This window comes from Janibacter sp. RAF52, from assembly GCF_052114035.1.
GTDB classification, from domain to species: domain Bacteria; phylum Actinomycetota; class Actinomycetes; order Actinomycetales; family Dermatophilaceae; genus Janibacter; species Janibacter hoylei.
On the sequence record NZ_JBFRDY010000002.1, the window covers coordinates 245,972 to 258,392 of the forward strand.

Genomic DNA, 12,421 nt, shown 5'->3' on the forward strand with positions numbered 1-12,421 from the left:
CCCACGACGACCACCCGGGAATGGATCCCGGCCCCACTCCGTTAGGATAATTGACGATTCAATAATCCAGCAGGAAGCGCGGCCATGCAGTTCGGACTCTTCTCCGTCGGCGACGTGACGATGGACCCCACGACCGGTCGCACGCCGAGCGAGGGCGAGCGGATCCACGCGATGACGCAGGTCGCCCTGAAGGCCGAGGAGGTCGGGCTCGACGTCTTCGCCACGGGTGAGCACCACAACCCGCCCTTCGTCCCCTCCGCGCCGACGACCCACCTCGCCTACATCGCCGCCAAGACCGAGCGCCTCAAGCTCTCGACCGCGACGACCCTCATCACGACGACCGACCCGGTGCGCATCGCCGAGGACTACGCCTTCCTCCAGCACCTGTCGGGCGGACGCGTCGACCTGATGATGGGCCGCGGCAACACCGGCCCGGTCTACCCGTGGTTCGGCAAGGACATCCGCCAGGGCATCCCGCTGGCGATCGAGAACTACCACCTGCTCCGTCGCCTGTGGCGCGAGCAGAACGTCACGTGGAAGGGCCAGTTCCGCACGCCCCTGCAGGGCTTCACCGCCACCCCTGCGCCACTGGACGGCGTCGCCCCCTTCGTCTGGCACGGCTCGATCCGGTCCACCGAGATCGCCGAGCAGGCCGCCTTCTACGGCGACGGGTTCTTCCACAACAACATCTTCTGGAACATCGAGCACACCGCCCAGATGGTCGGCCTCTACCGCCAGCGCTTCGAGCACTACGGCCACGGCGACGCCAGCCAGGCGATCGTCGGGCTCGGCGGGCAGGCCTTCATGGCCGACAGCGAGGCCGAGGCCAAGCGGATCTTCCGGCCCTACTTCGACAACGCGCCGGTCTACGGGCACGGGCCGTCGATGGAGGACTTCACCCGGCAGACACCGCTCACGGTCGGCACGCCCGAGATGGTCATCGAGCGCACCCTCTCCTTCGCCGACCACGTCGGTGACTACCAGCGCCAGCTCTTCCTCATGGACCACGCCGGCCTGCCGCTCCAGATGGCCCTCGAGCAGGTCGAGATCCTCGGCCGCGAGGTCGTGCCGGTGCTGCGAAGGGAGTTCGAGGCACGCCGCCCCGAGGGCGTGCCGAGCGAGCCGCCGACCCACGCCTCGCTGGTGGCCGAGGGCCCCGACAGCCCGCACCGTAAGGTCGTCACCAGCCCGGTCGCCATCGCCGAGCAGGAGGCTGCGGCGCAGCGCGAGGAGGTCACCACCCGATGAGCCGGTCCGTCGTCGTCATCACCGCTGGGCTCTCGTCGCCCTCGAGCACCCGGCTGCTCGCCGACCAGCTCGCCGACGCCACGCGCGCTGCCGTGGGCGGGCGCGGCGAGTCGGTCGACGTCGAGTTCGTCGAGCTGCGCGAGCTGGCCGTCGAGATGGCCCAGACGATGGTCTCGGGCAACCGGCCAACGCCCGGCCTGGAGAGCGTCCAGGCCAAGGTCGTCGCCGCCGACGGCCTGATCGCCGTCACGCCCGTCTTCACCGCGAGCTACTCCGGCCTCTTCAAGACCTTCGTCGACCTGCTCGACAAGGACGCGCTCATCGGCAAGCCGGTGCTCATCGCGGCCACCGCCGGCACGCCCCGGCACAGCCTCGTGCTGGAGCACGCGATGCGCCCGCTCTTCGCCTACCTGCGCGCGGTCGTCGTGCCGACCGCGGTCTTCGCCGCGACCGAGGACTTCGGTGGCGACGCCGACCTCGAGCGCCGCGTGCACCGCGCGGCGGGCGAGCTCGCCGCCCTGGTCGTCGCCGAGCGCACCGGTGTCGCCGGCTTCGCGCCCACGGGTGACGAGGCGAGCGGCCCGTTGGGTCCGGTGACCGACTTCAGCCAGCTGCTGCGCGGGCACGACGGGAGCTGACCTCCCTTCGCCCGGCTGGGTCACCTCAGGCACCACACGAATATCGGGTCACCCGGAAAACTGCCGCTTCGCAAGGGTTTGAAACTCTTGCGAAGCGGGGGTTTCTCGGGTCACCCGGAAATCATGAGGCGAAGGGGGCGCTCCCCTCAGCCACGCAGGCGCCGCCGAAGGGAGCCCGGCAGGCCGGCCACGGCGGCGACGCCGAGCGCCGTCTTGGGCTCGTAGCCCACGCGCCACAGGCCACCGTGGGCCGCCGCCTCGCTGAAGAGCTCCTCCGGGTGGGCGCGCTGCGGGCTCTCGCGGACGAGATCGCGCACGAGCAGGGCCGCCATGAGCGGACGCACCGTCTCGGGGGCAAAGACCTCCACCCCGAAGCGGTGCGCGCCGCCGTAGGCCGCGCCGAGCACGGGGTTCTTCGTCACCGAGCGCGTCCACGTCGCCGGCGCGACGTTGAAGGAGACCGTCTGACCGGAGCCCTCCGCGGCGACGCCCCGCCACCGCTGCAGCCGCTTGGCGATCGTGTAGTTGGGTCCCTGCTGCGGGACGATGACATCGGCGATGCCGGGGCCCCCTTCGCCGACACCCGCGTAGGCCGGGGCGAAGAGCCGCCCGCGCCCGAGCGCCCGTACCGGGGCCTGCACCCCGCGCAGCCCCACGCCGCGCGCTGCCCAGCGGCGCCGTGACTCCGCGACGACCTCCGGGGGCACGACGAAGGCATCGGTCGGGGTGGCCAGCCAGGCGAGCGCGGTCTGCGGGTCGTCGTCCGTCAGCGCACCCATGAGCAGGTCGACGGCGGCCGTGACCCGCACGTGCACCCCGGAGTCGGCGTAGGCGTGCATGCCGACCGCGAGCGGCTGCTCGCCCCGCACCCGACGCAGCCACTCGAGCACCTGCCCCGGCTGGTGGACGACGTCGGCACCGGAGTCGCCCGCGACGTCGACGGGGAAGGTCAGCGTGCCGGCGCTGCGCGTGGCCAGCCCCTTCTTGTGCCGCCAGGCGCGGCTGCGCGGCAGGTCGATCGCCAGGACGTCGGCTCCCCACGACAGCAGCGTCTCGAGCGGCCCCATCTCCGCGCCGGCGCCGATGAGCAGGGCGCGGTGGCCCGGCAGCGCGAGCCACTCGGGGTGGTCGATGACCTCGGCGACGGCCGCGGCGAAGCTCGGCTCGACGACCCCCGCGTCGACCCAGGCGGCCAGCTGTCCGCGCAGCTCGTCACCGGCGAGCTCGCGGCCACCGACCGGCACCCGCAGCTCGGTCACGGGGTCCGCGGTGCCCCGCACGCTCTCGGAGCCGAAGGGGGCCGCCCCCGCGGGCAGCGTCACGGTCGCCTCGTCGAGCGGAGCCTCGTCGCCGGCGACATCGACGAGCACCATCCGGCGTCGCATCGAGGCGAGCCCGTCGTCCGCGATCCGCCGGGCGGCATCGGCGCTGGCCGCACTCGCCGCGGTCACGTCGTGGACGAGGTCGACATAGCCCTTGCGCCAGTCGCGCACGCCCTCGATGCGGTCGGCGAGCGCGGGGTCGGTCCCGCGCACGGAGTCCGCGAGGACCCCCTTCGTCGTGGCAGTCGTCGACCGCACGCCCTCGCCGTCAGCCGGGAAGTGGACGCCGGCGGAGATCTCGTCGCTCATGCCCCCATCCTGTGACGGCGGTCACGTGCGGATCAAATCCCTCAGACGCTGTACCAGGGCGAGGTCTGCCACGTGGAGCAGGTGCGGGAGCAGACGCGGTACTTCAGTCGGGCCTTGGTGGCCGAGCCGGTCGGGTAGATGCCGGAGCGGATGCGCACGCTCGACGTCGTGGAATGGGTCGCCGGTCCGCCGAAAGGGACCAGCTCGATCTTGCTGGTGCCAGCATGCTTGACGTAACCGCGGACCTGCAGCTCTGCGCGGTACCCGTTGGACCTGCGGGTGTCGTTGAGGACGGCGCTGTAGGTCACCGCCTTGTTGCCGTAGGCGTAGCCCGTGTAGATCTTGCCGCGGACCGTCGCGCCGTAGACGGTGGCGCTCATGCTCGTGGCGGCGCTGGCCGGGCCGGCGGTGGCCAGACCGATGACGCTGGCGGCGGCGATGACGGAGGTGAGTGAGGCGATGCGAGAGGTCTTCATGCCGAGGACGCTACGAGCGCAGTGCCGGTCGCACCATGGGCAGCACTCCCCTGTCGGCCCGGCTCAGCCGCCGGGCACCAGCTGCCGCACGACGCTCGCCGCATCGGTCTCGGCGGTCAGGCGGTCGACACCCACGCCCGCGTAGAGCGGCGTGTAGTCGGTGTCGCCCCGCTCCCGACCGGCGGCGTGCTTCCCCTTCGCCGCGTCGGTCATGGCGTCCTCCTGGCCGGCCCACTGCCGGACGAAGGGGGTCGCCACCGCCCGCCCGCCGAACTCCCGCGGCCACGCGATGCCCTGGGCGACGTCGTGCACCCGCGAGTAGCGGGTGCTGTCAGCCGCGACGAGCGCGGCCCGCGCCTCCGGCGAGTTGTCGGCCTCGGCACAGGTGAGGAAGGGGGTGCCGCACCACGCGCCGGCTGCCCCGGCCGACACGACCCGGGCGAGGTCCTCGGCCGTCGCGATGCCACCGGCTGCGACGACCGGGCGGTCGGTCGCGGCGAGCGCTGCGGCGAGGATCTCGTCGGTGCCCATCTCGTCACGGCCGTGGCCGCCCCCTTCGCCACCGCGAGCGACGATGACATCGGCCCGCGCGCGGATCGCCTCGTCGAGATCGGTCGCGTTGCCGACCTGGCAGGCGACGAGCAGGCCCCACTCGTGCAGCCGGCGCACCGGCTCCCGCAGCGGCCCGAAGGAGACCGAGACGAGCTTGGGCCGGGAGAGCCCGGCGAGCGCCGTCACCGCGTCGATCTGCTCGTCGAGCTCCGGCACCCAGGCCATGAGCCCGATGCCGAAGGGGGCCCCGCCCGCCCCCGCGATCGCCGCCTGCTCCGCGATCCACCCCGGTGACGCGCTGCCGCGCGCGCCGATCATGCCGAGGGCGCCGGCCGCGGAGACGGCGTGCGCGAGACGGCCGCCGGCGACGCCGGCCATCGGGGCGCTGATGATCGGGTGGGTGGTGCCGAGCAGGTCGGTGATCGCGATCATGTCCCTCATCATGCTCCGTGCGCTCCTAGACTCCGGCCATGACCCGACGTACCGCCGCTCTTGCCGCCGCCGCCCTGCTCGCCCTCACCGGGTGCGGCTCCGACTCCACCGACGGCGAGGGCGCCACCTCGTCGGGCGCGGAGACCACGGCCATCAGCGGGGAGACGGAGTGCCCGCCCGAGGACGGGGCGAAGGTGCGGGCCACGAGCTTCGAGCAGGCGCCGCCGATGTGCATCGACGAGGCCAAGACCTACACCGCGACGATGACGACTGATGCCGGTGACGTGACGATCGAGCTCGACGCGAAGCAGGCGCCCGAGACCGTCAACAACTTCGTCGTCCTCGCCCGCTACAAGTACTACGACGGCCTGACCTTCCACCGCGTCATCCAGGATTTCATGGCCCAGGGCGGCGACCCCTCGGGCAATGGCAGCGGCGGACCGGGCTACGAGTTCGACGACGAGCTGCCCCAGTCGGGCGACTACGAGGTCGGGTCCGTCGCGATGGCCAATGCCGGGCCGGACACCAACGGCTCGCAGTTCTTCATCATCACCGGCGACGCGGGCGTGCAGCTGCCGCCGAGCTTCAGCCTCTTCGGCAAGGTCACCGAGGGCATGGATGCCGTCGAGGCGATCGAGGCCGATGGCTCGGTCGGCGACGGCACCCCGGCCAAGGTCCACCGCATCGAGAGCGTGACGATCAGCGAGAAGTAGGCCGAGGGCTCGAGGGGCGGGAGCGGTGGTGGACGACGTCCTCGTCGAGCGCGTGCTGCGCGCCGTCGAGCTCGTGCCGCGAGGGCGCGTCGTCTCCTACGGCGACCTCGCCGCGCTCGTCGGCACCGGCCCGCGGCAGGTCGGCGCGATCATGCGGGTCTACGGCAGCAACGTCACGTGGTGGCGGGTGACCAATGCCACCGGCGACCTGCCCTCGCACCTGCGCCAGGCGGCCTTCGTCGAGTGGGCGGTCGAGGGCATCGAGGTCAAGCCCAATGCGCTCGGCTGCCGCATCCGCGACCACCGGGCCGACCTCACCGAGCTCGCCGCCGCGTGGGAGGCGGCGGTCGCCGCTCTGGCGTGAGTGGCCGGGCCACCCGGCCACCTAGCCCCGCTGGTGACGCATCTGCTCCAGCGCGAGGGCGGCGGCGGCACCGACGACGAGCGCGGCGGCCGGCATGAGCAGTGACTCGGCGAAGGCGGAGGACAGCGCCTCGGCGACCTGCGGGGGCAGGGCTGCGGGACCGGCGGCGGCGCTCCCTTCGCCCGAGCCGAAGCGCTCGGCCGCTTGCGGGCCGAGGTGGGCGGCGATGCGCGCGGACATCAGGGCGGCGATGGCCGCGGACCCGATGACCGAGCCGACCTGGCGGGTCGTGTTGTAGATGCCCGAGCCGGCGCCGGCGAGGTGGATCGGCAGGTTGCGGTTGGCCGTCGTCGCGAGCGGGCCCCAGATGCAGGCGCCGGTCACGCCGATGAAGGTCATCGCGACGCACACGGCGACGATCGAGGAGTCGGGGGTCATCAGGCGCGAGAGCACGAAGAGGGTCACGGCGAAGCCCCCCAGCCCCAGCGCCGGCAGCACCCGCGGGTGGATCCGGTCGACGAGCTGGCCGACCGGCCGGGCGAGGGCGATCGAGGCGATCGCCTGGGGCGCCATGAGCAGGGCGGCCTCCGTGGGGGTGTAGCCGCGCACGCTCTGCAGCCACACGAGGAGGGGAAACATCATGGCCGTCACCGACAGGCCCATCGTCGTGATCGCCAGGTTGGACAACGAGAAGTTGCGGTCGCGGAAGAGCCCGAGCGGCACGAGCGGCTCGGCCGGCCCCCGCGCCTGCCACCCGACGAAGCCGACGAGGACGAGGACCCCGAGGCCGATGAGCGCGGGCACCGTGATCGGGCCGGCGAGCTGCCCCCAGTCGTTGCTCTCGCCCTCCTGCAGGCCGAAGATCACGAGGAAGAGGCCGACGGCCGACAGGCCGACGCCCACCCAGTCCATCTGGTGGGCGTGCCGCTGCAGCTGGGGCACGAGACGGGCCGCCGCGACGAAGCCGAGGATCCCCACCGGCACGTTGATGAAGAAGATCCACTCCCAGCCCCACGAGTCGAGGAGCAGGCCCCCGAGCAGCGGACCGACGAGGAAGGCGACGCCGGCGGTCGCGCCCCACAGCGCCATGGCCGAGCCGCGTCGGGCCGGCGGGAAGGTGCGGGTGATGACGGCCATCGTCTGCGGGGTCATCATCGACGCTCCGAGCCCCTGGACGACGCGGGCGCCGATGAGCCACCCGATGGTCGGCGCGAGACCGCAGGCGAGCGAGGCGAGGGTGAAGATCGCCAGGCCGGTGAGGTAGAGCCGCTTGGGTCCGTAGCGGTCGCCGAAGCGCCCCGTGATGAGCAGCGGCACCGCGTAGGCGAGCAGGTAGGCGCTCGTCACCCACAGCACCGGCTCGATGCCCGCGTCGAAGCTCTCCATGAGCGCCGGCGTCGCGATGGAGACGATCGAGACGTCGACGAGGATCATGAAGAAGCCGACGACGAGCGCCCACAGCGCTGGCCACGGGTTGTCGGGGAACTCGTCGTCGCGGAGCACGGGCGCCTGGCCCGCCTGGGTCGTCATGGGTGCGACGCTACGCCTCGGGTCGGACAGTCCCAGCATCCGTCGTCGTGAGGCGAGCGTGGGCGCACCGGTCGCGCCGCCACCGCGGCTCATCGTCTTCGGCGCCATCGACTTCGCCTCGGCGATGGCCGACCAGGGCCGGCTCCTCGGCTACCGGGTCACGGTGTGCGACGCCCGACCGACCTTCGCCACCGCGGCGCGGCTGCCCGGGGCTCACGAAGTCGTCGTGCGCTGGCCGCACGAGTACCTGCGCGAGGAGGCCGAGGCTGGTCGCATCGACGCGCGCACGGTCCTCACCGTCCTCACCCATGACCCGAAGTTCGACATCCCCCTCCTCGAGGTCGCCCTGCGGCTGGAGCAGGTCGCCTATGTCGGCGCGATGGGCTCGCGCCGCACGCACGACCAGCGCCTGGCGCAGCTGCGCGAGGTCGGCGTCTCCGACGACGAGGTCGCCCGGCTCAGCTCGCCCATCGGCCTCGACCTCGGCGCCCGCACGCCCGAGGAGACGGCCGTGTCGATCGCCGCGGAGATCATCTCGCTGCGCTGGGGCGGCGCGGGGTCACGGCTGTCGGACCGGGGCGGCCCGATCCACCACACTCACGGCTGAGGCCGGTCGACGTCCCGGCCGGTCGCGAGGTCGCTGCACTCGACCCGCTCCGCGCCGTGACGTCGCAGGTAGTCACCGGCACCGCTGTCGCCCGCGAGCTCGGCCACGAGTGGAACCCAGTGGTCGCGCCCGATGAGCACCGGGTGCCCCGGCGCCCCGGCGTACACCGCCCGGCGCAGGGAGCCACGCCCCACCTCTCCCCCGAGCAGCCGCTGCGCCACGACGGCCGTGACGTCGGGCAGGTCGACGAGGTGGACCAGGGCGGCATCGGCCTCACCCTCGCCGAGGACCTCCAGACCATGACGAAGGGAGTGACCCACCCCCTTCGCCCAGTCCGGGCAGTGCGTCCAGGTGGTGCGCGGCAGGTCCAGCTCGGCCTGCTCGCCGCTCGCGCCGAGCACGACGACCGTGGCGCCACAGCCCCCTTCGTCCAGGACGGACACGGCGCGGGCCAGCCACGAGGTGCCGTCGGAGTCGGTGACGAGGGCCTTGGGCCGGCCCATCCGCCGACCGGCTCCGGCCGCGAGGACGAGTCCGTGGACGAGGGTCATGCGCTCGACTGTAGGGACGCGGGCGGGGGGTGCGCATCTCCCTAGGCAAATGCGGGCAGGGCTGCGCATTTGCCTAGGGAAATACGCAGTCCTTGCCCAGCGACTGAACGCAGGTTCAGCCTGCTGAACGTGAGTTCAGTCGACGATCGCACCGGGCGGGCGCGGGTGCGCGATGCCGCGCTCGAGCTCATCGCCGGGCTCGACCCGCAGACCCGTGCGGCACTTGCCATGTCCTCCGACCTCGGCACCCTCTTCCTCGCCGACCACTGGCGTCAGGTCCTCGGCCACGACCCGCTCCACGGCGACGGCCTCGCCCGCTGGGCTGACGAGGCGATGCGCTTCTATGCCGTCATCTTGCCCACACCCGATACAGCCGCAGACGACGGCATCGGGACCCACCCCCTTGGGCCATCCCGCTCGGCGGATACGACGAGGTGGTCGCCTCTTGGGAGCCGCACCGCCTGGCTCACCCCACACCTGGTCGTCGTCACCGGCGGCACCCTGCTCTCGGCAACGTCCCGGCCGAGCGGCTCGACGTCACCGGATCACTCGTCGCGGCGCTCGGCGGCCTCGCCCTCACGGTCCTCGGCGTCATCCGCTTCGTCCGCCGGGACGTCCCGCACCGCTGAGCTCCCCGAGCCGGGCACGGAGGGGCCCCCTGCGGCCCTCCGTGCCCGCTCGGCGTCCTGGTGACGTCGCCGCGAGATCTCGGCCCGCGCCAGGAGCAGACCTGCGATGACGGGGAGGACGTATTTCAGGTGGTCGAGGATCCAGACGAGCCACCCGGGCGCGGTCCAGTCCGGCCACGGGATCGCGGGCAGCTCGATCGACGGCCACGGGATCGACGGCAGGTCCCAGTCGGGCCACGGGATGGACGGCAGGTCCCAGTCCGGCCACGGGATCGACACGACGAAGCGGGCCGCGAGCGCTGCGAGCAGGATCGGGATGACGACCTTGCCTACCCCGGCCAGGACGTGCCGCGCGGCGTAGAGGCGCGGCTTGGCGCGCATCCGGTCCTCACGCACCGCCGCCGGAGACCCGGGCTCCGGCACGAGGTCGAGCCCCCCGACCCCGAGCTGCGCCTTGGCCTCGGCGGTCGAGCGGTCGCCGTCGAACCACGTCGCGCGCACCGGCTTGCTCAGGGTGGTGAAGCGGGCGCGCACGGCCCCGACCTCGTCGGCGAGCTCGTGCTCCTCGTCGGCCACGAGGTAGAGGTTGTCGGCCGCGGCGGACTTCGCCGTGGCCAGCTCCTCGTCGTCGACCCACCAGGTCGCGGTGTTGCTCCACCCGTCGCCGACGGAGGTCTCGACCCGGTGCCGGCGACCGTCGATGACCATCTCGTAGACCTGCGTGCCTCCCATGCCGCCAAGGCTACGAAGGCCCCCGGGGCGCGACATCGGTCGCAGGTCTGGTCCCGCGTCATCCTTTGGTAGGGCTGCGGGCGACGTCGGTGCGCCTCCCCCGCCCACGCGCCCGGCCGCCGTAGTTTGCGAGGAACCGACTGCCGAGGTGTCCTTCCGTGAAGATCAACAACGACCCGGTCTACGTGCGACGACGTCGTGTCGCCCTCGCCGTGCTCGTCATCGTCGTCATCGTCGTCGCGCTCTGCCTCGGCCGCCTCTTCGGCGGCGACAGCGCCGAGGCCGCCAAGGTCACCGCGAGCCCCACCGCTGCCCCCTCACCCTCGAGCGCACCGGCGAAGGTCGAGCAGCCCGCTCCCGAGGAGTCACCGGCGGCGAAGGGAGCACCCGGCGCCCCCGCGGACACGACGATGACGAGGGTCCAGCGGATCACCGGCGAGCTGACCCCCAAGTCGGTCGTCGCCTCGCCCACGGGCCAGGTCTTCACGCAAAACATGATGTACACGCACACGGTGAGCGTCTTCGGCGCCGACGGGGCGCTGCACAAGACGATCTCCGACGAGGTCGACCTCGCCGCCTTCGGCGAGGAGGGCCACTCCGGCTCGAGCCGGGGCGCGCCCGTCGAGATGGCCTTCAGCCCCGACGGCAAGACCGCCTGGGTGAGCAACTACTCGATGTACGGCGAGGGCTTCGCGCCGGAGGGCAAGGACGCCTGCACCGGCCCCGAGGGCATCTCCGACAGCTACGTCTACAAGATCGACACCGCGACGCTCGAGATCACCGACGTCGTCCGCGTCGGTGCGGTGCCCAAATACGTCGCCGCCACCCACGACGGCTCGCGGGTGCTCGTCACCAACTGGTGCTCGATGGACATGGACGTCATCGACACCAAGACCGCCGAGGTCACCCGCACGATCAAGCTCCCCGGCAAGCACCCGCGCGGCATCGCCGTCAGCCCGGACGACAAGGTCGCCTTCGTCGCGATCATGGGCTCCGACGAGACCGTCCGGGTCGACCTGGCGTCCGGTGAGGTGACCGACTTCGCGTCGACGGGCGACGGCCCGCGGCACCTGCTCGTCTCCCCCGACGGCAAGCACCTCTACGTCTCCAACAACGGCTCCGGCACGGTGAGCGAGGTCGACACCACGACCGGCAAGACCGTCCGCGAGGTGCAGGTCGGCTCGCAGCCGCGGTCGATGGCGATGAGCCCCGACGGCGGCGCCCTGTACGTCGGCAACTACGGCAGCAGCACGGTGAGCAAGATCCGCACCGAGGACTTCACGGTCGTCCAGACCGAGTCGACCGACGGCCTGCCGATCGGCATCACCTACGAGCCGACGAAGAAGCGCATCTGGGTCGCCAGCTACGGTGGCTCCATCGTCGTCTTCGACGACTCCCGCACCGCGTGAGGCTCGGCCTCGTCCTCAACCCCTCGAAGGGGGGCTGGGAGCGGGTCCTCGACGCCGTCACCGCGCACGCCCGGCAGTCCCGCTGGCCGGAGCCGGCCGTGCACCTCACCTCCCGCGAGGAGACCGGGCGGAGCCAGGCGGCTGCCGCGGTCGCCGCCGGCGCGGAGCTGGTCGTCGTGGCCGGCGGGGACGGCACGGTGCGCGAGGTGGCCCACGGACTGGCCCGCACGGGCGTCGAGCTGGGCATCGTGCCCGTCGGCACCGCCAACCTGCTCGCGCACAACCTCGGGCTGCCCCGCAACGTCCCTGCGGCCGTGCAGGTCGCGGTGGCCGGTCAGCCGCGCCCGGTGGACCTGGGTCTGGCCCGCGTCGACGACTCGGGGGACCTCCCCTTCGTCGTGCTCGCGGGGATGGGCCACGACGCGGCGACGGTCGCGGCGACCAACCCGACGCTCAAGGACCGGATCGGCTGGCCGGCGTACGTCGCACCGGCGACGGTGAGCGCGCTGCGCCGGCCGGTGCCGGTGACGGTGCGTCACGACGGCGGCGACCCGGAGCACCTGCGGGTGTGGAGCGTGCTCGCGGCCAACTGCACCCGGGTCCGCGCCGGGGTGCACATCGCGCCGGGCGGGCTGGTCGACGACGGGCTCTTCGACGTGCTCGAGGTGACCGTGCGCCGCCCCGGCCAGTGGTTGGGTGTCGCGGCGAAGGGGGTCTTCCGGCTCCCCGGTGACGTCCCGGGGCTGGCGACCCGCGCCTCGCGGGAGGTCGAGGTGGTCAGCGAGGCGCCGCTGCACGTCCAGCTCGACGGCGACGTGCTCGGCCCGGCACGCCGCCTGACGGTGCGCTGCGAGGAGCACGCGCTGCTCGTGCGGACCTGACCGCGCCGCCGCCGTCGGTCGCGCGCCC

General features: G+C 72.7%; 14 protein-coding genes. 7 read left to right on the forward strand and 7 right to left on the reverse strand.

What is annotated here, in order from left to right; all coding sequences use genetic code 11:
- Positions 1 to 84 precede the first annotated feature (84 nt).
- Together AB4Y78_RS03665 and AB4Y78_RS03670 are read left to right on the forward strand one after the other, a co-directional pair.
- Positions 85 to 1,248 (forward strand): LLM class flavin-dependent oxidoreductase, encoded by a 1,164-nt coding sequence (locus AB4Y78_RS03665; protein ID WP_441714131.1) that lies wholly within the window; start codon positions 85 to 87, stop codon positions 1,246 to 1,248.
- The gene (locus tag AB4Y78_RS03670) at positions 1,245 to 1,886 is read left to right on the forward strand and encodes an FMN reductase (RefSeq protein WP_306513412.1); all 642 of its coding nucleotides are present in this window, start codon (positions 1,245 to 1,247) and stop codon (positions 1,884 to 1,886) included. The genes AB4Y78_RS03665 and AB4Y78_RS03670 overlap by 4 nt, the downstream gene beginning before the upstream one ends.
- 146 nt (positions 1,887 to 2,032) lie before the next feature.
- On the opposite strand, the gene AB4Y78_RS03675 is transcribed toward AB4Y78_RS03670, so the two are convergent.
- The 3 genes from AB4Y78_RS03675 to AB4Y78_RS03685 form a co-directional block, all read right to left on the reverse strand.
- On the reverse strand, positions 2,033 to 3,517 hold the full coding sequence (locus tag AB4Y78_RS03675) for a hypothetical protein (protein WP_441714129.1): 1,485 nt from the start codon (positions 3,515 to 3,517) through the stop codon (positions 2,033 to 2,035).
- Positions 3,518 to 3,558: 41 nt separating this feature from the next.
- Positions 3,559 to 3,993 (reverse strand): hypothetical protein, encoded by a 435-nt coding sequence (locus AB4Y78_RS03680; protein ID WP_441714127.1) that lies wholly within the window; start codon positions 3,991 to 3,993, stop codon positions 3,559 to 3,561.
- A gap of 63 nt (positions 3,994 to 4,056) precedes the next feature.
- On the reverse strand, positions 4,057 to 4,977 hold the full coding sequence (locus AB4Y78_RS03685) for an NAD(P)H-dependent flavin oxidoreductase (RefSeq protein ID WP_441714125.1): 921 nt from the start codon (positions 4,975 to 4,977) through the stop codon (positions 4,057 to 4,059).
- Between the two features lie 38 nt (positions 4,978 to 5,015).
- Here AB4Y78_RS03685 and AB4Y78_RS03690 point away from each other — a divergent pair, with 38 nt between their 5' ends.
- Both AB4Y78_RS03690 and AB4Y78_RS03695 read left to right on the forward strand, forming a co-directional pair.
- Entirely contained in the window at positions 5,016 to 5,690 is a 675-nt protein-coding gene (locus tag AB4Y78_RS03690; RefSeq protein ID WP_441736863.1) for a peptidylprolyl isomerase, read from the forward strand.
- A gap of 28 nt (positions 5,691 to 5,718) precedes the next feature.
- Positions 5,719 to 6,054, forward strand: a complete 336-nt coding sequence (locus AB4Y78_RS03695; protein WP_007928576.1) for an MGMT family protein — start codon at positions 5,719 to 5,721, stop codon at positions 6,052 to 6,054.
- 21 nt (positions 6,055 to 6,075) lie between these two features.
- On the opposite strand, the gene AB4Y78_RS03700 is transcribed toward AB4Y78_RS03695, so the two are convergent.
- Positions 6,076 to 7,584 (reverse strand): DHA2 family efflux MFS transporter permease subunit, encoded by a 1,509-nt coding sequence (locus tag AB4Y78_RS03700; RefSeq protein ID WP_007928575.1) that lies wholly within the window; start codon positions 7,582 to 7,584, stop codon positions 6,076 to 6,078.
- A 58-nt stretch (positions 7,585 to 7,642) separates the two neighbouring features.
- Here AB4Y78_RS03700 and AB4Y78_RS03705 point away from each other — a divergent pair, with 58 nt between their 5' ends.
- On the forward strand, positions 7,643 to 8,191 hold the full coding sequence (locus AB4Y78_RS03705; protein WP_441714120.1) for an XdhC family protein: 549 nt from the start codon (positions 7,643 to 7,645) through the stop codon (positions 8,189 to 8,191).
- Here AB4Y78_RS03705 and AB4Y78_RS03710 read toward each other — a convergent pair.
- The 3 genes from AB4Y78_RS03710 to AB4Y78_RS03720 form a co-directional block, all read right to left on the reverse strand.
- Complete coding sequence (locus AB4Y78_RS03710) at positions 8,182 to 8,742, reverse strand: nucleotidyltransferase family protein (RefSeq protein WP_441714118.1); 561 nt, start codon at positions 8,740 to 8,742, stop codon at positions 8,182 to 8,184. The two genes, AB4Y78_RS03705 and AB4Y78_RS03710, sit on opposite strands and share 10 nt — an antisense overlap.
- Positions 8,743 to 8,877: 135 nt before the next feature.
- Positions 8,878 to 9,030 (reverse strand): hypothetical protein, encoded by a 153-nt coding sequence (locus tag AB4Y78_RS03715; RefSeq protein ID WP_441714116.1) that lies wholly within the window; start codon positions 9,028 to 9,030, stop codon positions 8,878 to 8,880.
- 257 nt (positions 9,031 to 9,287) lie between these two features.
- Positions 9,288 to 10,103 carry a hypothetical protein gene (locus tag AB4Y78_RS03720; protein WP_441714114.1) on the reverse strand — a complete coding sequence of 272 codons (816 nt, stop codon included), beginning with the start codon at positions 10,101 to 10,103 and terminating at the stop codon, positions 9,288 to 9,290.
- 158 nt (positions 10,104 to 10,261) lie between these two features.
- Between AB4Y78_RS03720 and AB4Y78_RS03725 the strand changes: the two genes are divergently transcribed.
- Both AB4Y78_RS03725 and AB4Y78_RS03730 read left to right on the forward strand, forming a co-directional pair.
- Entirely contained in the window at positions 10,262 to 11,512 is a 1,251-nt protein-coding gene (locus tag AB4Y78_RS03725; protein ID WP_441714112.1) for a beta-propeller fold lactonase family protein, read from the forward strand.
- Entirely contained in the window at positions 11,509 to 12,393 is an 885-nt protein-coding gene (locus AB4Y78_RS03730) for a diacylglycerol/lipid kinase family protein (RefSeq protein WP_441714110.1), read from the forward strand. Before AB4Y78_RS03725 ends, AB4Y78_RS03730 begins: the two co-directional genes overlap by 4 nt.
- The last annotated feature ends 28 nt before the right edge of the window (positions 12,394 to 12,421 follow it).